We start from the raw sequence: 20,308 nt of genomic DNA on the forward strand, positions 1-20,308 counted from the left end.
TTTTTATTGAAATATGGTAAGGTCAAAAATCCTAATGATTTTCCTACATTTCAAATTAATCAAAATAATAATACAATAATATTAAATAAAAACTCTACTTTTAAGTGTTCTTAACAAGGGGAAGATTACAATAGAGCAAAATCAATTTACGTATGAAACATATTGAATCACACATTTTTTGTATTTGAACTTCAATATTCTAATTCACAAATTATTTCTATTTATAAATACCATTGAGATTGGACGTTGGGTAAATATTATTTCTGCTGTAATTGTTTTGAATATTTTATTTTCAATTCTTCAACTCTTAAATAAAAAGCTTTGGATTTCTCTTTTAGGTACAGTTGCGTTTGGATTTAGCTTTACTTTTTGGAAAAATACCGAAAATATAGAAGTTTACACTTTTTGTTTAATTTGGATTTCACTTTACGTTTTATTTGCTATAAAATTTGTTCAAAATAAACAATCTATAACGCTTTTATTTACAGGAATAATACTTGGAATTAGCTTATTTTCTCATGTACAAGGAATTCTATTAATTCCTTCTTATTTTTATTTATGTTTTTTGGCTTTTAGAAATAATGTTAAAAACAGACTAATTTTTAGCTATTTTTTTATTCCTTTTCTATTTTTAGCATTGCTTTATATTTATCCAATTATTAATAACGAATCTCTGAAAAATGTTTTATCATCTTCAGAGAAATCATGGGTATCTGATTCTTTGAAGAAAGACTTTGTAAGCTGTTCAAAAGATTTAATGAAAGCGTTAGGTTATATTATTTATAATTTTTGGTTTCTTAATTTTGCCATATTCTTTATTCCGATTAAAAATTTTATCAAAGACAAATCATTACTTTTTTTAATTATTTTCGGTTTACTTGTTTTTTGTTTTTCTACTATTTACGCCGTTAGCGATAATTATGTCTTTTTCTTAAATTTTAATTTAACTTATTTAATTATTTTAAGTGTTGGTTTAAACAATTTTATTACAAAATTTCCAAAATACACATCATTAATTTCCATCCTTATTTTCTCAACACCGCTTTATTATTATTCAGCTAAACAGCTTGCTATGCAAACAACAAAAGGGAAGGAATTTCATCAACAAAAAGCATACAAAGATGGACTCAATTATTATTTGCTTCCATGGATGAATAACAATAAAGGTATTTTGGAAGTTATTTTAAATAATGAAGAAACAAATGAAAATATTGAATGGATGAAAGAAACAGGTCAAAAATTAATTGATCTAAAATCCAAAACAATGACAAAAGAAGAAATAAAAAAGTTGTAATAAATATATGCTAAATAGGCATATCTAATGATTGATATTTTTTACGGAAGATTAAACCTATTAAGACAACAAAAATAATTCCTTCTAAAATTGCAATCCATATATTAAAATCAATTATTCTTCTAAAAACTTGATCAATACCGAACATTATAATTAAAATTATCAACTGTTCTACGATTGATTTAATATATTTTTTTTGTTTAAAAAAGCCTATTGATTCTTTATAAAAGAACAAACATAACATCACAACATAACTTATTAATGTTGTAATTGAGGCTCCAATGTATCCGTAAGTCGGAACAACAAGAAAGTTTAGAATGATATTAATAATTAAACAAAAAATTAAAATTTGGACGATTGTTTTTAATTTATTTCTGAATTTTAATTTGTTTTGGTTAATCGTAATTATTCCATAAATAAAAGCACTAAAAAAAACATAAGGCATAATAATATAGCCATTTCTGAACTCTTCTCCTAAAAGGATTTCTGAGATTTCTTTAGAAAAAATAGAAATTAAAAACGTAATCGGCAATAAAGTAAAAATATAACCAAATAAATACTTTTGAAGTAAATCGTCTGCTTCGTTTATATTATGAGATAATTCTTTGTTCATTTTAGGATTAATAACACTAAAAAATACAAAAACAAACGCTGTAATAGAGATTTGTGCAATATCATAAACTTTGGTGTAAATACCTACATTTCGCATATTATCATACATGGCTAAAATATATCGATCGCTTGAAACTAACAATAGGGTTATTATACTTGAAATAAGAACAAACGAACCAAAATTTAGAAATATTTTTAAATATCTCATTCTAACTAAATTAAGGTTCAGACTTTGCATTTTTTTATGATAAATCAGATAAATTCCAATTCCAACAACAAAGATTAAATCTATAATAATAGAACTACTAATTAATGAAGTGATATCAAAATCTAAAATAAATGCAAAAAATAATAAAACTATAAAACTCAATACAACTTGCGTTATCAACAAAATATTATTGAGTTTTGCATAGCCTTTTATTCTCAAAATCACATAAAATAATCCTAACAATTCTTTCAAAACAAAATGAAAAAAGCTAAGTATGATTAACTTATAAACCAAAGAAGGTGAGTGATAAAATGCAATAAACATTAAAGAACATAGAAACATCACCACGCTCGAAATCAGGTATAAAAAAAGAAGATTTGAATAGAATTTATTTAAAATTTTCTTTCGTTCAAATGAATTATAAAATCGCCAAATACAGCTTGACAACCATGAATAGGAAACAGTAGATATATATAAAAATATCCCCATAACTAATCCTAAATATCCGTAATCTTCAGCAGAATAATGTCGTGTAAAAATTGGTGTTTTTATGACATTAATTCCCATTGGTATTATCATTCCTAATAAATACCAAAACGTATCCCGAAAAAAAACGTTTTTAGAATTATTCATACTTTTTTTAATAAATGGTAAGGAAAGAAAACAATCAATAAGGTAAAAATAGCAGGATAAAAATTGGTTAACGTAAAAAACTGATTATATAGATGAAAGCTTATTAAACCTAAAATAATTGGTATCAAAAAATTTCTATTCCAGACTCCCAAAACCGCTATTAGTTGAATAAAAAAAGTTCCCAAAGACGCAATTTGCCATATATATGGAATTTCATAAATATGAACCATTTTATCACTAATTATAACATCTTTATCCAATAAGTTAATTATTGCATTTGTTTTAACAGCTTCTAAATCTAACCAAGTAGTCGTATCCATTTTAGGGTAAATGAAATCTTTTACTAAAAATAATAATTTCCAAAGCCCTGCAATTGAATATGTAAATAAAATACCGAACTGAAAATAGTTAATTTCTTGAGCAAACTTTTTCATATCATTTTTTTTATTATAAACTAAAAAAACTGAATATAAATGAGTTAAAACAAACAAATGTCCTGAATGTGAAATAGAACCAAAAGACCAAATAAATGCATTAAGCCATAATAGGCAAAAACAAAGAACTAATCTATAAATGATATTTTTTTTTATTATGGATAAAACACTACATAAAATCCCTACAGTAGCGATAGAGAAAAAATATAATTTAGAAGGTAATTCATTTAAAAATAATTTTTGAAACCACAATTGTGGAAAAAATAAATTGTCAGGGAACAAACTTCTTTCTTGATAAATTGTTATCACATAAAAAATCCAAAAGATTGTAAATACTCGAAAAAGTTTATCCGCAATTAAATAATCAAATAAAACTATTTTTGACGATTTATTAGTCAGCCGAAGAAAAGAGAAAGGTTTTTGAAAATTCATAATCGGTTAATTTTAAACTAGAAGGATTTTTATAAGTTTCTTTTACAAGGATATACGATGTTCCTTTGTTTCTTGATTTTTGTTCTCCTATATTTTGCAATAGTCGTTTAGTTTCTTTTATCGGCTCATTTTTTTCAATTTTTCGAACTAATGCTTGCAACAAAGAATTATAAACAGTTTCATTTAAATTATCTCCATTATTACTTAACCTTATTGTATCGTTATTATTTACTTCATAAATCCTGTAAATTGAAAAAGGTGTAGATCCTTTTTGTGGATTTGTAAATAATTGCCACCAAAAAAAAGGATAAATTTCTAAGCCCTCGAATTTCTTAAAATTGATATACGAAACTCCCATTAACAGAATTCCAACTACAACCAAAAACTTAGTATATTGGTAGCTATTTTTCATTTAACAAAGATTGGTACGTTTCTAATAACATTTCTTCCATAATATCCCAATTATATCTTTCATCAACAGCCTTTATTCCATTCGTTGCAAAATCATCAAAAGCTTTTCGATCATTTAACAAATCTAAAATTGTATTGGCTAATAATTTTTCATCATTTGGTTCTATCGCAATTCCAACATTATTTTCAAGCACATACTTTTTCATATAACCAAAATTGCTTGTAATAATCGGAATTCCAAAATTCATGTATTCAAATAATTTAATCTGAATAATTTCTTCATGAGTTTTAGCAAAAAGTAGAGGATTTAAACCAAGTTTTATTTGATTAAAATAATCTGAAACTTCTTGATGAGGAACAAAATCTTTTAAAAAGACATTTTTTTCTAAATTATTTTGTTGAATAAATTGTTTTATCTCAAATTCTAATGTTTTATCATACACTTGCCCAAGAAAAAGTAATTTATATTCTGGCAATTTCTCAACGATATATTTAGTAGATTTCAAAGCAACCAAAGCTCCTCTCATTTCAGATAAACCTCCTACATATGCTGCATCATATATTTTATCTTCGTAAGTTAAATGTTTACGTTGATCCTTAAGATTTGTAAAGTTATACATTATTTTTATCGGAACATTCGGGACATTCTCCTTAAAACGATTATATAATCCATCATCAACTGTAAAAATATAATCATAATCTTTTACCTTTTTATATTCCCAATTTTGAATATAATCTGCATAAGTATTTGTGATTATTTTAGGAATTTTTGATTCCTTAAAACGATAATCTTTCATATTTTTATCCAAAGGCTCCCGTCCATCGTAGATAAATTTAGGATTATTTCCTATTTTTTTTAAATCACCTAAAATCCTATTTATTCTTGCATCATGTATATGATAGAGATCTGCTTTTATTGACTGACAATATTCTAAAGCTTCATCATATTCTGTTTTCACAAACGAAAGCCTTTTGAAAAAATAATTCAACAATAAAGTTGGTAAATACTTTTTACGCTTCAATTGTAGATAATGAATTCCTTCTTTAGTTATTCCTTTTCCATTAACATCTCCAATCGTAATATAATGAACACTATACCCATTTTTAACTAAAGATATAGCCTGTTTCCAATATATTCTATCATCGTATAAAGTATGTAAATCTGCTAAAAAAACGATTGTATATGTCTGTTTCATTTCTGTTTCATTAATAAACTCGTAGAAATTAAAAACCATTTTTTTGAAGGATGATCTATCCAATTTTTATAATTTTCTCCAAAATAAGTTTTTAATTCAGGAAAATCTTGCTCTAAATTAATATTTTCTAACCATTTTGAAGTAGGCATCGAGAAACCTTTCTTTTTCATGGAAAGCACATCTTGAGGTAAAATAGTTTGTACATTTTTTCGAAGAAAAGGTTTATTGTTTTCTTTGGATAAATCTTCATCTAAAAATGAACAATTAAAATATTTCTGAACAAATAAGTGATCCAAGTACGGAAAACGCATTTCGATTTCGTTCCTCATAGCAGGCGAATCTGTTCGCAAAGAATGATGAGAACTGATATAATAATAAAAATCTAAATAAGAGATCTTCTTCAACAAAGGCATTTTCTCAAAATTGATATTTGTAGATTTTACCTGATTCATTAAAACCGAAATTGGATGTTTCCAATCAGCACTTCCATATTGCGAAAATAACTTTTGAATAGCTGTCCAAGAAGAAAAACTTCGCATGATAAAAGGTGTTGTTTCTAAGCCAAATCTTGTAATTTCTTCGTATTTATTTCTCTTCGAGCCTGTAAGAAAATATCGAAAAGGTTCCCATAAAAATGCTTGATATTTTTCTAATTTTTTGGCTTGATTATAATAACCGTAACCATAAAATAATTCGTCCAATCCAAGTGCATTATGCAAAACCGTATAGTTATTTTCTTTTGCTTTTTTAGTTAAAAAATATGCAGGTTCTGGTGAAGAATTAGGCTCTTCTTCAGCTAAACAATACTCTTTTATCGTTTGTAAATCAGCTTGATTTTCGATCTCAAACGTTTTGATATTCAAGTTTGCATTTTGTGCATTACTTTTCGCGAAAGCTAACTCATTTTGTTCTGGAACAGATTTATTATAAATTGTCAATGCATCAATATCGGAATTTTTGTATCCTATCATACACGCCAATAATCCTGAATCTAATCCTCCACTCAGCATTACTGCTTGCTTCACATCTGAAACAGAACTAAGGTTAACAACTTTTTCTACATCATTCAAAAATTCTTCTGAAGCAATTAGTTGATGATTCGGTTGATAATCTAATTGCCAATATTGTTTTTTCTCAGATTTAAAATTTGATAAATCAACTTTTAATTGAGTCGCAGCTTCTAACGAATAAATATTATGATAAATCGTATTCGGAGCAAAACTCGAATTGAGATAAAATGTATAGGCTAAATGTTTAAAATTGATTTCTTTTCGAACTAAATCAGTTGCAAAAATGCCTTCTATTTCTGAAGAGAAAATAAAATTTTCTTCATCTAAAAAATAATAAAAAGGCTTAATTCCAAAACGATCTCGCCAAATATTTACTTCATTTTTTTGATAATCAACAATTACAATTACAAACATTCCACGCAAATGTTGAACAAAATCGTCTCCAAATTTTAGATATAATTGAAAAACAACTTCAGAATCTGAATCAGAAATAAAATCCACATCACTTAAAAATTCATTTCGAAGTTCTTTAAAATTATAAACTTCTCCATTCATCATAAACGAAATTTTCGCGTCGTTATCATAAAATGGTTGCATCCCATTATTTGACAAGTCAATAATAGATAGACGATTAAAACCTATCCAATTATTTGCTTGTATTCCGTCCGAATTTCTCAAATCAAATTGAGTTCGTTTATCGGATAATTGACTTGAATAAAAATGAATTTCTTTATCAAAAAAACTGGTATGAATAGTATTATTTGGACCACGATGTTTAGTCGATTTTAATGAATTTAGAATCGATGAATCGTTTAACTTATTTTTAGAAAAAATACCAGAAATTCCACACATTTGTTACTTTTTATAACGTTTCAGTTCTTTCATTACAAAGTAAAGTTGAACCAAATAGCCCATTCCCGCAAAGAAAGAATATAGGGATAACGTCAAAAGTATGTTTTTATTTAGTCCGCCAATCACACAAGTAATCAATGTGACGAAAACCAAATAAATATTAAAGTATAGTGCGTAATGATTTTTCTTGATAACCACGACTATTTGCTGAATAGGATTCATTGCAGAACGACACAAAATCCAAAATGAAAGTATCCACGTCATAATATGCAGGCCTCGCCATTCTGGTCCAAGCATCCACTCGAGAATAAAAATTCCGATACAATTCATCAACAAAAGAAAAACAGCAATTGCTCCAACGTTGTACAGTACCACTTTTTTCGATAAATCATATAATTGATGCGAACGATGATCAATCATTGCAGCAGATTTCTGAAAGAAAACTTTCGACATCGAATTGGAAAGTAATGTCAAAGGAACAACCAAAATTTTAGCTGAATTTCCCACAAAAGCAACATCTTCTTTCATAAAATAAATCGCAATCATAATTGGTAACAAATTGTTCGCAATTGCATTCAACGATTCTGAGGGTAATGTATATTTTAGGATTTCTTTGTTCTTAGAAATTGTTCGTTTAGCCAACCCAAAATCAATCGAAGAAAATCGTCCTTTTGTAATTGAAAAATAGTATGCACAAGACAAAATAGTTCCGAAAATTGTTCCATAAATCAATCCTGTTTCTTTGTAGCCTATCCAATAAAAAATGAACTGGAAAAAGACCGAAAACAGTGCATTAATCACAAATCCAGTTGAAATACTTTTGAATAATTTATACTTCGAAAACAATGTATTTTGAACATTATTCCAAGCTGTAAATAATCCTGCAACACAACTTAAGAAAACAATAAATAAGGAGGTTTTGAATGTGAAAATTTTTTCTAAAATAGCATAACCCAAAAAGAATAAAATCGTTACAATACTACTCACTAATAATAGGGTTGTAAACAAATTTCGAATCGCTTTTGATGATTTCGAAATCACGAAAATATTCTCTAAACGAAACGTTGTCAAGATAGAAAGAATGGCCACAAAACTTAAAAAAGCATTGTAAGTTCCCGACGCTTCTGGACCATAAATTCGAGCCAAAATAATTCCGCCAATAAACATAATCACTTGCGCAATTGTGTTACCTGCCAACAAAGACAAAACACCTTTGGCATTCTTCGTTTTAAATTTTTCTAACTTCGCTTTCAATTGATATTTTCTTCATCAGCAAATCTACATAAAATCCTTAGCTTTGCATTTATGAACACAATAAAACACGTTTTTTTCGATCTTGATAACACACTTTGGGATTTCAGAAAAAATGCAAAATTCGCGCTAGATGAGCTTTACAAAAAGTATGATGTAGAAAATAGATATGGTTTTACATTCGAGGAATTTCATCCATTTTATCACGATAGCAACGAAGGTCTTTGGGCTTTGATTCGTGACAAAAAAATTACAAAAGAAGAATTACGTGCTCGTCGTTTCAAAGAAGCTTTTGATAATCTTGGGATTGATAATGATGCTCTAGCAAAGATTTTTGAAGATGAATACATGGAAACGATTACCAATTACAATGAAGTGGTGGATGGAGCAATGGAATTGTTGGATTATTTGAAACCAAAATATCAATTACACATTATCACAAATGGATTTATCGAAGTTTCGAAACGTAAAATTGAAACATCAGAATTAAATGGTTATTTTGATACGGTAACTTATGCAGACGAAATCAAAATCTTGAAACCTGATCCTCGTATTTTTTCTTTGGCAATGGAAAAATCTGGTGCTAAAAAAGATGAATCAATTTACATTGGTGACGATTGGATTGCAGATGCTGTTGGCGCAAAAGCTTTCGGAATGTCGGCTATTTTCTTTGATCGATTAGATGATAATTTTTCGATGGATGATGTTCCTACAATTACACATTTAGATGAAGTAAGAAATTATTTATAAACTTAAGGTTCAGAAATTCTGAACCTTTTTTTATGTCAGAAAAAAATCTATTTTTGATAAAAATTACTCAATACTTATGAATTTAAACAACCTAAAATTTCCGCTTGATATAAAGTTTCATATTGCAACTTTTTCCAATGATTTTTCTGTAACAGATGCTAATAATCAACCTGTGTTTTATGTACGCGAAAAAATTCTTTCGTGGCGAGATGTGATTAAAATCTACCGTGATTCATCGAAAAAAGAAGAACTTTTTCAACTTCGTTCGAATAAAATCATCGATTTTCAACAAACTTTTACCATTACAGATGCGAACGGAAATGTTGTTGGTAAAGCAAAACGAAAAACTTTCAAATCCTTTTGGAAAGCGACTTTTCATATTTACGACGCAAATGATAATCATTTATTTACAATCAACGAACGTAGTGGTTTTACGCGTATGATGGACGGAATGGTTGGAGAAATTCCCGTTGTAGGATTTTTCTCAGGTTATATTTTCAATCCAAAATATGTTTTAACTGATTTACAAGGAAGAGAAATGATGGAAGTATCAAAAGAACCTTCATTCTTTGGACGAAAATTTAAATTAAATCAATATCAATCATCCGAAAATGATACACTTTTTGTTTTGAGTTTTATGATGATGCTCATAAGCGATAGAGATCGAGGATAATTTTATTTAAAAAATATTTGCAGATTCAAAAATAGTCTTTATATTTGCAGTCCAAAATAAGAACAATAGTTTCTTATCAGGAATGGCCGAGTGGCGCAACTGAATAGCGCACTTGATTACGGCTCAAGAGGTTACAGGTTTGAATCCTGTCTCGGTCACAAAAGCAAAAGCTCATCAAAATTTGATGAGCTTTTTTATTTTAATACACTTCTGTTTCTTGCGGAATTTCTTCTACTTTTTGAGATTTTTTTGTCATAAAAAATATACAATTCCCAAACCATGTGAACCAAAAAATATAAAATCCGAAATGGAACGTCTTTTTCAATAAACGATGTGAGGTTTCAGTAAAATCGTAATAGCAATAAATTAATCCAATAATTCCCATAAAAAGGAAAATGAGAGGCAATAACAAACGTTTAAAACGTTTCGTTGTTTTCTCATTCCAAATGGATAATACGATAAAAATAACAGCTTGTATAGCGAATAATAACAAGGCTGTTTTCCACCACGATTTCAGGATCGTATATTCGTTGTAAATAATTGTGATTCCTATTTTACCGATGAATGACATTTTCGAAATCATTATTCCAGAAAGTAAAGAGGAAAATGCCAATATGAGAAGATGTATAATTTTGTTTTTCATTTTAATTAAAATATAAGAAAGCAACACCAAATATTAATCCAATTAGAATTAACAAACCTACTACTGCATTATAAAATTTATGCCAACCTGATTCATTTTGAGAAAATTCCTCAAAATTTAACTTTGGATTAAATAGTTTTAAAATAATATATCGAACTCGTATTCCAAAAATTTCTATTATAAGTTCACTAATCGCAATAAAAATTATTTCAAGAATAATCTGCATATAAATAATTTACAATCTAATATAAAACAAAAAAGCCTTGCAAATGCAAGGCTTTAAATATTTTGATGAATAATTCTCTTATAAAATAATTGAGAAATCCATTAATTTTTTGAATTCTTTCAAACGTTCAGCTAAACCATCACGTGTTAAATCTCCTAATGATTCAGTACCGAATTTTTCACATGTTACAGATGCTAATGCAGATCCGTAAACAATTGCACGTTTCATGTTATCGAAAGAAAAATCGTTTGTTTTTGCTAAGTATCCGGAGAAACCTCCTGCAAATGTATCTCCTGCTCCTGTTGGATCGAAAACATCTTCTAATGGTAAAGCTGGTGCAAAGAAAACTTGTTCTTCTTGGAATAATAAAGCTCCATGTTCACCTTTTTTGATGATAACTGTTTTTGGTCCGAATGTCATGATTTTTTTAGCAGCTTTCACTAAACTATATTCACCTGACATTTGACGCGCTTCTTCGTCATTAATAGAAATTACATCAACATCTTTGATCACATCCATCAACTCATTCCAAGCACAATCCATCCAAAAGTTCATTGTATCTAAAACAACCAAACCTGGACGATTATCTAATTGTGTCAACACTCCTTTTTGTACCAATGGATGTAAGTTTCCTAACATCAAAACGTCTGGAGATTTGCGATCTTGAGGAACAATTGGATTAAACGTTTCTAAAACATTCAATTCTGTTGCTAACGTATCACGTGTGTTCAAATCATTATGGTATTTACCTTCCCAAAAGAATGTTTTTCCTTCTTTTACGATTTCCATTCCATCTAAATTAATTCCTTTTGAAATTAATAAATCGATGTATTCTTGTGGAAAATCTCCACCAACAACTGAAACGATTGCAGTATCCACGCCCAATAAAGAAGACGCCATACCGATATATGTAGCGGCACCACCTAAGATTTTATCTGTTTTCCCGAAAGGAGATTCTAATTTATCAAAGGCAACTGTACCAACTGTTAATAAACTCATTTTATATTCTTGATTAAATAGTTTGCAAATATATTGAATAGATTTGAATTAAGACATATTAAGACAATGCGTTAGCCAAATCAGCAAAAGCAACTTCGGTTTGTTCTCCCGAAATCATATCTTTTACTGTCGCTTTTTGCTCAGCAATTTCTTTTTCACCCAAAAGAATTACTTTCTTAATTCTTTTTTTATCAGCATATCCCATTTGCTTTTTCATTTTTGCATCATCAGGATAAACCTCTGTATTAATTCCGCTTTGACGTAATTGTTTTACCAATTTCATTGCCTCAGCAGCTTCTTTCGTTCCGAAATTAATGAACAATGCTTGGATATTTGTTGAATCTTCTAAAGCTGGGAATAAATTATTTTCTTCTAAAACTAAATATGTACGATCTAATCCAAAAGAAATTCCTACTCCAGAAATATCTTTCAATCCAAAAATTCCTGTCAAATCATCGTAGCGACCTCCTCCACCAATAGATGAAGAGAATTCTCCGATTTTCGCTTTCACTTCGAAAATAGCTCCTGTATAATAATCTAAACCACGTGCTAATGTCAAGTTCAAAACTAATTCAGCCGATTGTAAACCAATAGTTGTTGTATTTTCAAAAACAAATTCTAATTCTTCAATTCCTTTTAATCCAGTTTCCGAAGATTTTAAAATTTCTTTTAATTGAGCAAATTGTGTTTTATAATCTCCATTCATTGAGAATAAAGGTGATAAAATTTCGATCGCAGAATCAGAAATTCCTTTTCCACGCATTTCTTCTTTTACCGCTTCTTCACCAATTTTATCCAACTTATCTAAAGCCACAGTAAAATCAATCAATTGAACCGAAATATCAGCTACTTCTGCTAAACCTGATAAAATTTTACGGTTGTTGATATGAATTTCAACTGGCGTTTTTAATTCTGTAAAAACTGAATCATATAATTGTACAAAATCAACTTCTTGTAACAACGAATCCGAACCTACAACATCCGCATCACATTGAAAAAACTCACGGAAACGACCTTTTTGAGGACGATCGGCACGCCAAACTGGTTGAATTTGGTAACGTTTGAAAGGAAATGTAATTTCATTTTGATGTTGCACCACATAACGTGCGAAAGGCACAGTTAAATCGTAGCGCAACGCTTTTTCAGAAATTTGCGCAATTACTTTTTGACTATTTCTATCTGTTAACAATTGCTCATCAACTTTTGCTAAATAATCTCCAGAATTTAAAATCTTGAAAATTAATCGATCTCCTTCTTCTCCATATTTACCTGTTAAAGTTGATAAATTCTCAAATGAAGGTGTTTCGATTGGAGAAAATCCGAATAACACGAATTGTTTCTTAATCGTATTGATAATATATTGACGACGATTCACTTCTAAAGGCGAGAAATCTCTTGTCCCTTTGGGAATCGATGGTTTTTGAATTGCCATTTTTCTAAATCTTACTTATAAAGATGCAAAAATACATCATTTTGATTTTTAACTCGACATTTTGTTTCAAAATCATTGTTTTAGGATTGAAAATCATTATAAAAAATCATAAATCAAACTTCGTCAATCGTAAATCTTAATTAATATCGTAATTTTGCTTTTATGTATTTGAAAGAACTTAAAGCGCGACAATTCAAGAATTTTGATGAAAATAATTTCGAATTTTCACCAAAAATTAATGCTTTTGTAGGACAAAATGGAAAAGGCAAAACCAATATTTTGGATGCTATTCACTATTTGGCTTTAAGTAAATCGTATCTGAATCATTCGGATGCGATGAATATTCAGTTTGATTGTGATTTTTTTACATTAGAAGGTACTTTTGATCGAAATGAATCTGCTGATGTGATTTTTTGCTTGGTTCGTTCTGGTCAGCCCAAACAATTAAAACGAAATTCTAAATCGTATGATCGTATTTCTGATCATATTGGTCAATATCCTTTAGTGATGATTTCACCTTATGACAGTGATTTAATCAAAGAAGGAAGTGAAGTTCGACGCAAATTTTTGGATAATATTATTTCGCAATCGAATAAGCAATATTTAGCTGATTTGATGCGATACAACAAGGTTTTAGTTCAACGAAATGCCTTGCTAAAATACTTTGCTGCAAATAATACATTTGATTCAACTTCTTTGGAAATTTATGATGAAGAATTGATTCATTTAGGAAAGAAAATACATGAAGTTCGAAAAGAATTTATTCAAACTTTTTTGGAAGCTTTCCTAAAATATTACAATGAAATTTCAGAAGGTCGAGAAAAAGTGAACATCGAATATGTTTCGCAATTAAATGATGCACCTTTTGAAACGGTTCTGAAAGAGGCTTTGTACAAAGATCGTTCGACACAATATTCGACAGCCGGAATTCATAAAGATGATTTATTGTTTACGATTACCAATTATCCAATCAAGAAATTTGGTTCGCAAGGTCAACAAAAATCGTATTTAATTGCATTGAAATTGGCCCAATTAGAAGTTATCAAATCTTCATTAAACATTACTCCATTATTATTATTGGATGATATTTTTGACAAATTGGATGAACATCGTGTGACACAATTGATAAAATTAGTGAACGAAGAACGTTTTGGACAAATCTTTATTACCGATACACATCCCGAAAGAACAGAGCAAATCATTAAACAAATTAATTCTGAAAGTAAAGTTTTCCGTTTATGAAAAAGTACGAAAAAAGAAGTAATCAGCAAACGCTTGGTCAAGCTTTGGAGCATTTCATTAAACAAAGTGGAAAAGAAGAATTGATTTGGGAAGTGAAAGCAGAAGAGGCCTGGCAAACGGTGATGGGAAAGTTTTTCGAGAAATATACGGACCGAGTTGAAGTACGACAACGAGTTTTATATGTTAAAATTAATTCTCCTGCGATGCGACAAGAATTATTGATGGGAAAATCGAAGATTTTAGCTAATATAAATGAAGAAATTAAAAAGGATTTTTTAGTTGACGTAAAAATATTTTAAATGCCTTACATCGAACATTCGAGCTATCCGAAACCTAATTTCATCAATCGAAATGCGCATCTTTCTACCATTATTCCAGCGAAATTCAAGAAATATCCTGTTCCAAATTACACTAGAGAAAAAATGGAAACTGATGATGGTGATTTTCTGAATTTAGATTGGCGATTTCAAAATAATAAAGACAAATTAATCATTCTTTTTCACGGATTAGAAGGCGATTCAAAACGAACGTATCTTAATTCGTGTTCAGATTATTTTTACGAGAAAGGATTTAATATTCTAGCTTGGAATCACAGAACTTGTGGAGGCGAAATGAATGACACTTGTCGTTTGTATCATCATGGATCAATTGATGATGTACACAGAGTTGTAGAAAAAGCGTTGAAAGAAAATTATCAAGAAGTTTATTTGATTGGCTATTCGATGGGTGGTGCTTTGGTTTTGAATTATCTTGGAGGTTATGAAGTTTCGAACAAGATAAAATCTGCTGTTGTTTTTTCTGCACCAATTTCTCTAAAATCATGTGCTGACACATTGAAAATATTTCCGAATACAATTTATTTTAAAAATTTCAAACGCACTTTAGTTCCAAAATTTAAAATAAAAGCAAAACAATTTCCAGGAGTTCTGAATGAAAAAATGATTGATAAGATCAAAACATTTGATGAAATTGATGATTATTTTACTGCACCAATGCATGGTTATAGCAGCAAAGAAGATTACTATCACAAAGCTTCGCCTGCAACTGTTTTAGATCATATCAAAACACCATGTTTGATTGTCAACGCTGCAAATGATCCTTTTTTAGGGAAAGATTGTTATCCTATCGAACGTTTCAAGGAACATAAATTCTGTTCATTTGAAATACCGAAATTTGGTGGTCATTGTGGATTTCCTTTAAAGAATAATATACATTCTTGGGCTGAAGTAAGAGCTTGGGAGTTTATAAAAAATTATCTAAAATAGTAAGAAATAAAAAAATATATGAATAAAATAAACTTTCTATTCATATTAACTAACAAGAAATTAAAAATCCTCATCAAATAAATGATGAGGATAAAAATTTTACATTTTACATGCTATCTTCCATTATTTATAGACGCATCAATAAATGGATTATTATCTATTTCTATTTGCGGAACTTTCATAACGAATTTTTTATCATTAGGAGCCATTGTTAAAGGCTGAGCATGATTTCCTGTTCTTGTTATACCTCTTTGTAAACGTTTCGCATCAAACCATTCTACACCATTTTCAGCATATAACTCCTTTCTTCTTTCTAATAAAATTTCTTCAAAAAGAGCATCTCCTGAAAGATTTTCATTTATATAATTTGTATATCTCGTAGATTTAAAATCATTCAGAATTTGATTAGCTTCAGCTATTTTACCTTGATGATAGGCAGCCTCAGCAGCTACTAAAACAAATTCCGGTAATCTAAAGATTGCAGCATCAGAACTAAACGCAAAAGTGAATTTCTTTGAAACATAATATCTAGGGTCTGTTTCAGGAAGTGAAGCACTTTTTAACATAAAAGCTTCTTTTCTTCTATCATTATCTGCAAACTTTTTCACAAAATTAACATTAATGTAGCCATTATTATAAGCGGGATTTATAGGATCCATAAATGCATGAGGAGCTAAATAATAATAGTTAGATTGATCTGCGCGCTGTGGAATACTCCATAACCATTCTTTATCAGTTCTATCGTTAAATCCAATAGGCTTATAAGTCACAACTGTATTTAAAGCACTTTTAACATCTTGATTATAAGCTATTTTAGCCATACTTTCAGCCTTAGACCATTCTTCCATTGATAAATAAACATTAGATAAAATACCTGCTGATACTCTTTTATTTATCCATGAGTTATCTACCCTAGTATCTGTTCCATTCTGAACGGCAAACTCTAAATCACTTGTAATTTGCCCATACAAATCAACTAATTTACTCATTGGTTTACCTTCTGTAGATACTTCTGTATAAATAGGTGCTGCTAAAGCATTAGGATCCTTCTTCAAAGCATGATTAAATTCTAAAGCTAATTGGTAATAATAGAACCCTCTTAAAGCCTTACCTTGAGACAAAAATTCATTTTTCTCATTTTCACTTAATCTCGTAGATGTTTCAACTCCTTTTATAAATTGATTAAGCTTTGCTATCATTGTATAAGGAAACCTCCACGTAAAAACTGATTTGTTAGATGTTAATTCTCTATTAGCATCATTATTTTGATAATCTCCTAAATACCAACTGCTATAAATAATTACGTCATCACCTTTTACAGCTCTTCTGAATTCCATAGCATACAATCCTCCTACATCTGTTGATCTAGCAAAATCATCATCCATCCATTGCCATCTTTGTAATCTTAAAAGACCAGCCATAACTGCCTGAGTCCCGTCATAAGACTTATAAGCATCCTCAGGAGATAGATTTCCTGAATCTGAATTATTAGGTTCATTTAAATAGTCATCCATACAACCTGTACTTAATAAAGTTGTAGAAACTGCTGCTAATAATATAATAAATTTTTTCATTGTTTTTTTATTAAAGTTTTACACTAAATCCAACAGTATAAATTCTTTGTTGATAAGATCTACTATCTGTAACACCATTTACTGATTGCTCAGGATCTATACCTTTATGAGATTGAAAAGTTAATAAATTATCTCCTTGGAAATAAATTCTTAAGCCTTTAATTCCCATTTGTTGTACATTTCTTTCAGAAAAATTATATCCAAAATTCAGTGCCTTTAATCTCAAATAATCATTTTTAAATAAAAATCTAGTTGATGTAGCTGTATAATCATTATTAACTGAAGTTAATTTTGGTATATCTGTTATATCTCCTGGATTTTGCCATCTTCCATTAATATCTTCTGATAATTGATAACCAGCATTTCTAGAACTAACTGAATGCATTAAACCAGCATAACTACTATCATAAACATATGAACCAACACTAAAATTAAATAATACATTTAAGTCAAAGTTTTTGTATCTAAAGTAGTTAGAAATCCCTCCTTCAAAATCAGGCAATGCGGATTTATCTTGAAGATATCTTGTCGCCTCGCCGTATACTTTTGTAGTAACTTTATTTCCATTACCATCATCTTTATACCACATTGCATCTCCTGTCTGAGAGTCTACTCCTGCATACTCTCGTAAATACCAATCATATCTAGAACCACCAACTTTTAATAGTTTGGTTCCATCCACAATTTGATCAGCTCCATTTAATTTTATAATTTCGTTGTATGTTCTACCAACATTAATGTTCGTATTCCATTCAAAATTTTCAGAAACTATATTTTTTGTATTTAAATTAATCTCAAAACCGTAATTCTTCATTGTACCAATATTAGTTACGATTGATTGTTGTCCTGCAGCACTAGGAGGTACTGCTCTACCCATAATCAAATCAATAGATTTGCGGTTAAAATAATCTACAGATCCAGAGATTCTATTTTTAAGAAATCCAAAATCTAATCCTACATTTAGTGATGCCGTTTTTTCCCAAGTTAAATTTGCATCAACAAGATTTCCCAGAAACAATCCAGGCACATCTAGTTGAGGAAAACCTCCTTCGTATCCTTGTAAATAAGGGAAATAATTTTGGGAAGCTCCAGATAACACTCTATTATTACCAACTTCACCATAAGAACCTCTCAATTTCAATAATGATATTGTAGAACTTCCTTTTAAAAATTCTTCTTTAGAAATAATCCATGAAGCTCCTACAGAGTAAAATTGTCCCCATCTTTCATCACGAGAAAATCTAGAAGAAGCCTCCTTTCTATATGATCCTTCAACAAAATATTTACTCATATAATCATATGTTAAACGTCCCATATATGCCAAGTTTCTTTCTCGATATATTGCTCCATTTACTCTCTCAGGAATTGTAGTTCCTCCAATCACAGTAATACCAGGTAAAAAACCTGTCCCTTGAGCTCCTGTTGTTTCATATGTAAAATCATACATATCCATGATAGCATCTATACTCAAGGTATGATCTCCAAATGTTTTATTATAATTTAAAATATTTGTTATATTCTTTGTCACCTGAGTATCTCTGTTCTTTGTAATACGTCCTCCGATACTAGCTGCATTACCATATTCATTACTAGACCATTCAGAATTATCATATAAATAAGATTGGTATCCTAATGTGGATCTCAATGACAAATTTTCATTAAAATTAATTTTAGCAAAACCATTAACATTAATATTTGTACGCTTATTATTAATCTTATATGTTTCCAATAAGGCTGCATAAGCATTTTCATTTGCCATCAATGGACGGTTACCATTTACTAATTGAGATGGATCTTGTCCATAGTCATACATTAGTTCTCCTAATTCACTGTAAATTAATTCTCCGTTGCTGTTTCTTTTATAAGCAGGATAGATATTTGAAACACTATTAATCCATTGAATAGGGGACTGAAAAGAACTACCTGACTGAGTTGGTCCGTTTTCGTTACCAAACCCAGCTAAAACATTTGCTCCAATTTCTAACCAATCATTCGCTTTTGTTATTACATTAGCTTTAATTGTTGTTCTTTCAAAACGAGACTTAATAACAGAACCTTCCTGATTCAAATAACTTGCTCCAAAATTATAGGTAGTGTTTTCGTTTCCTCCGTCAACATTTAAACTATATTCTCTTCTTGATGCAGACTTATTTTGAATTAAACTTTCCCAATCAGTATCCCATAATAATTTAGCTCCAGAAACCAAATTTCCATTTGCGTCAATTGGTTTATCTATTGTTCCATATGGATTATACCCTAAAAAGCCTATTAACTTATCAGAAGCATCTTGCCCTGCTAAATCTCCTTTTTTACTTCCATTTTTAAGCGATTCCCATGCATATTTCATATATTGCTCAGCTCCAATTCGCTTATGCATTTTTACTGCTTGATCAGCTACCCCAAACTGAGACATAAAAGATATTCTTGGTTCTGAAGATTTTCTCCCTTTTTTTGTCTCAATTAATATAACTCCATTTGCTCCTCTAGCTCCATATAAAGCTGTAGAACCAGCATCTTTAAGCACATTTATAGATTCAATCATATCCTGACTAATCATACTTAAACTTCCGTTAAAAGGAACCCCATCTAAAACAATTAATGGATCTGCTGATGCATTGACTGAAGATATTCCTCTAATTCTAATTGAAGGGTTAGATCCAGGTTGACCGCCACTATTTATTATATTAACTCCTGCTACAGAACCTTGAATTGCAGAAATAACATTAGTCGCTTGTTGTTTTTCTAATATTTTTTCATCTACTACAGATACAGCACCTGTTATAGCCTCCTTTCTTTGCTTACCAAAAGCAACAACGACAACCTCTCCTAAATCTACTTTTTCTTCAGTTGAATATTTTAAAGCTCCTAAATTAGTAGAAGTTACTTTAAATTCTTTTCCATTGATAATTAAAGTATCACCAACTTTAGCATCAATGTTAAAATTTCCGTTCTCGTCAGTATACGCAACTTTATCTGTACCTTTTACAGTTACTTCTACGTCTGACTCTGGAAAATTGTTACCATCGTTAACTACACCCGTAACTTGAGCAAAAGCTATTGTCCCTAATCCTAGGAAAGCTAATAAGCCCAAAGATGTTAATCTTCTCCTCATAGTTTTATATTTTATAACATTTTAGACAAAACTCTAACTTTTTTTTAAGATTTCCAAAA

The 20,308-nt window shown here is 29.5% G+C and carries 17 protein-coding genes, 1 tRNA gene and 1 pseudogene; 7 read left to right on the forward strand and 12 right to left on the reverse strand.

Annotated elements, in window-relative coordinates; translation table 11 throughout:
- Positions 1-184: 184 nt before the first annotated feature.
- Positions 185-1,294, forward strand: a complete 1,110-nt coding sequence (locus B4E95_RS12925) for a protein O-mannosyl-transferase family (RefSeq protein WP_291091883.1) — start codon at positions 185-187, stop codon at positions 1,292-1,294.
- Positions 1,295-1,304: 10 nt separating this feature from the next.
- On the opposite strand, the gene B4E95_RS12930 is transcribed toward B4E95_RS12925, so the two are convergent.
- The 6 genes from B4E95_RS12930 to B4E95_RS12955 form a co-directional block, all read right to left on the reverse strand.
- Entirely contained in the window at positions 1,305-2,747 is a 1,443-nt protein-coding gene (locus B4E95_RS12930; RefSeq protein ID WP_291091885.1) for a polysaccharide biosynthesis C-terminal domain-containing protein, read from the reverse strand.
- Positions 2,744-3,490, reverse strand: coding sequence for a hypothetical protein (locus B4E95_RS12935; RefSeq protein WP_291091887.1), 747 nt, complete (start codon positions 3,488-3,490; stop codon positions 2,744-2,746). Before B4E95_RS12935 ends, B4E95_RS12930 begins: the two co-directional genes overlap by 4 nt.
- A gap of 82 nt (positions 3,491-3,572) precedes the next feature.
- The gene (locus tag B4E95_RS12940) at positions 3,573-4,025 is read right to left on the reverse strand and encodes a hypothetical protein (RefSeq protein ID WP_291091889.1); all 453 of its coding nucleotides are present in this window, start codon (positions 4,023-4,025) and stop codon (positions 3,573-3,575) included.
- Positions 4,015-5,220: a glycosyltransferase gene (locus tag B4E95_RS12945; RefSeq protein ID WP_291091891.1), complete on the reverse strand. Its 1,206-nt coding sequence runs from the start codon at positions 5,218-5,220 to the stop codon at positions 4,015-4,017. Before B4E95_RS12945 ends, B4E95_RS12940 begins: the two co-directional genes overlap by 11 nt.
- On the reverse strand, positions 5,217-7,082 hold the full coding sequence (gene asnB, locus B4E95_RS12950; RefSeq protein WP_291091893.1) for an asparagine synthase (glutamine-hydrolyzing): 1,866 nt from the start codon (positions 7,080-7,082) through the stop codon (positions 5,217-5,219). Before asnB ends, B4E95_RS12945 begins: the two co-directional genes overlap by 4 nt.
- 3 nt (positions 7,083-7,085) lie before the next feature.
- A complete protein-coding gene (locus B4E95_RS12955; protein ID WP_291091895.1) occupies positions 7,086-8,336 on the reverse strand; it encodes a lipopolysaccharide biosynthesis protein in 1,251 nt (416 codons plus the stop codon).
- Positions 8,337-8,387: 51 nt separating this feature from the next.
- On the opposite strand from B4E95_RS12955, the gene B4E95_RS12960 reads away from it, so the two are divergent.
- The 3 genes and pseudogenes from B4E95_RS12960 (at position 8,388) to B4E95_RS12970 (ending at position 9,914) form a co-directional block, all read left to right on the forward strand.
- Complete coding sequence (locus B4E95_RS12960; protein ID WP_221854314.1) at positions 8,388-9,083, forward strand: YjjG family noncanonical pyrimidine nucleotidase; 696 nt, start codon at positions 8,388-8,390, stop codon at positions 9,081-9,083.
- A 46-nt stretch (positions 9,084-9,129) separates the two neighbouring features.
- Positions 9,130-9,756 (forward strand): annotated as a pseudogene (locus B4E95_RS12965) (LURP-one-related family protein); the annotation flags it as partial.
- 84 nt (positions 9,757-9,840) lie between these two features.
- A tRNA-Arg gene (locus tag B4E95_RS12970) sits at positions 9,841-9,914 on the forward strand.
- 41 nt (positions 9,915-9,955) lie between these two features.
- Here B4E95_RS12970 and B4E95_RS12975 read toward each other — a convergent pair.
- The 4 genes from B4E95_RS12975 to hisS all read right to left on the reverse strand — a co-directional run bounded on the left by B4E95_RS12975 (position 9,956) and on the right by hisS (position 13,056).
- Positions 9,956-10,399 carry a hypothetical protein gene (locus tag B4E95_RS12975; RefSeq protein ID WP_257468033.1) on the reverse strand — a complete coding sequence of 148 codons (444 nt, stop codon included), beginning with the start codon at positions 10,397-10,399 and terminating at the stop codon, positions 9,956-9,958.
- Between the two features lies 1 nt (position 10,400).
- Positions 10,401-10,625 (reverse strand): hypothetical protein, encoded by a 225-nt coding sequence (locus B4E95_RS12980; RefSeq protein WP_219033884.1) that lies wholly within the window; start codon positions 10,623-10,625, stop codon positions 10,401-10,403.
- Positions 10,626-10,703: 78 nt separating this feature from the next.
- Complete coding sequence (locus B4E95_RS12985) at positions 10,704-11,624, reverse strand: PfkB family carbohydrate kinase (protein WP_291091896.1); 921 nt, start codon at positions 11,622-11,624, stop codon at positions 10,704-10,706.
- Between the two features lie 58 nt (positions 11,625-11,682).
- Positions 11,683-13,056 (reverse strand): histidine--tRNA ligase, encoded by a 1,374-nt coding sequence (gene hisS / locus B4E95_RS12990; RefSeq protein WP_291091898.1) that lies wholly within the window; start codon positions 13,054-13,056, stop codon positions 11,683-11,685.
- A 162-nt stretch (positions 13,057-13,218) separates the two neighbouring features.
- Here hisS and recF point away from each other — a divergent pair, with 162 nt between their 5' ends.
- The 3 genes from recF to B4E95_RS13005 are packed head-to-tail and all read left to right on the forward strand — an operon-like array spanning position 13,219 to position 15,563.
- Positions 13,219-14,298 carry a DNA replication/repair protein RecF gene (gene recF, locus B4E95_RS12995; RefSeq protein ID WP_291091900.1) on the forward strand — a complete coding sequence of 360 codons (1,080 nt, stop codon included), beginning with the start codon at positions 13,219-13,221 and terminating at the stop codon, positions 14,296-14,298.
- Positions 14,295-14,597, forward strand: coding sequence for a DUF721 domain-containing protein (locus tag B4E95_RS13000; protein WP_180905351.1), 303 nt, complete (start codon positions 14,295-14,297; stop codon positions 14,595-14,597). Before recF ends, B4E95_RS13000 begins: the two co-directional genes overlap by 4 nt.
- Positions 14,598-15,563, forward strand: coding sequence for a YheT family hydrolase (locus B4E95_RS13005; RefSeq protein ID WP_291091902.1), 966 nt, complete (start codon positions 14,598-14,600; stop codon positions 15,561-15,563).
- A 113-nt stretch (positions 15,564-15,676) separates the two neighbouring features.
- Here B4E95_RS13005 and B4E95_RS13010 read toward each other — a convergent pair whose 3' ends face one another.
- Together B4E95_RS13010 and B4E95_RS13015 are read right to left on the reverse strand one after the other, a co-directional pair.
- Positions 15,677-17,137, reverse strand: a complete 1,461-nt coding sequence (locus B4E95_RS13010; protein WP_291091904.1) for a RagB/SusD family nutrient uptake outer membrane protein — start codon at positions 17,135-17,137, stop codon at positions 15,677-15,679.
- Between the two features lie 10 nt (positions 17,138-17,147).
- Positions 17,148-20,249: a SusC/RagA family TonB-linked outer membrane protein gene (locus B4E95_RS13015; protein ID WP_291091906.1), complete on the reverse strand. Its 3,102-nt coding sequence runs from the start codon at positions 20,247-20,249 to the stop codon at positions 17,148-17,150.
- Positions 20,250-20,308: the final 59 nt, after the last annotated feature.

Origin of the sequence: Empedobacter sp. UBA7494, from assembly GCF_002478465.1 — a bacterium.
GTDB classification, from domain to species: Bacteria; Bacteroidota; Bacteroidia; order Flavobacteriales; family Weeksellaceae; genus Empedobacter; species Empedobacter falsenii_B.

Coding starts and splice junctions, on each gene's coding strand:
- B4E95_RS12930 (WP_291091885.1), bottom strand. CDS start 2,747: ATGAATAATTCTAAAAACGTTTTTTTTCGGGATACGTTTTGGTATTTA.
- B4E95_RS12940 (WP_291091889.1), bottom strand. CDS start 4,025: ATGAAAAATAGCTACCAATATACTAAGTTTTTGGTTGTAGTTGGAATT.
- B4E95_RS12945 (WP_291091891.1), bottom strand. CDS start 5,220: ATGAAACAGACATATACAATCGTTTTTTTAGCAGATTTACATACTTTA.
- asnB (WP_291091893.1), bottom strand. CDS start 7,082: ATGTGTGGAATTTCTGGTATTTTTTCTAAAAATAAGTTAAACGATTCA.
- B4E95_RS12960 (WP_221854314.1), top strand. CDS start 8,388: ATGAACACAATAAAACACGTTTTTTTCGATCTTGATAACACACTTTGG.
- B4E95_RS12975 (WP_257468033.1), bottom strand. CDS start 10,399: ATGAAAAACAAAATTATACATCTTCTCATATTGGCATTTTCCTCTTTA.
- B4E95_RS12980 (WP_219033884.1), bottom strand. CDS start 10,625: ATGCAGATTATTCTTGAAATAATTTTTATTGCGATTAGTGAACTTATA.
- B4E95_RS12985 (WP_291091896.1), bottom strand. CDS start 11,624: ATGAGTTTATTAACAGTTGGTACAGTTGCCTTTGATAAATTAGAATCT.
- hisS (WP_291091898.1), bottom strand. CDS start 13,056: ATGGCAATTCAAAAACCATCGATTCCCAAAGGGACAAGAGATTTCTCG.
- recF (WP_291091900.1), top strand. CDS start 13,219: ATGTATTTGAAAGAACTTAAAGCGCGACAATTCAAGAATTTTGATGAA.
- B4E95_RS13000 (WP_180905351.1), top strand. CDS start 14,295: ATGAAAAAGTACGAAAAAAGAAGTAATCAGCAAACGCTTGGTCAAGCT.
- B4E95_RS13005 (WP_291091902.1), top strand. CDS start 14,598: ATGCCTTACATCGAACATTCGAGCTATCCGAAACCTAATTTCATCAAT.
- B4E95_RS13010 (WP_291091904.1), bottom strand. CDS start 17,137: ATGAAAAAATTTATTATATTATTAGCAGCAGTTTCTACAACTTTATTA.
- B4E95_RS13015 (WP_291091906.1), bottom strand. CDS start 20,249: ATGAGGAGAAGATTAACATCTTTGGGCTTATTAGCTTTCCTAGGATTA.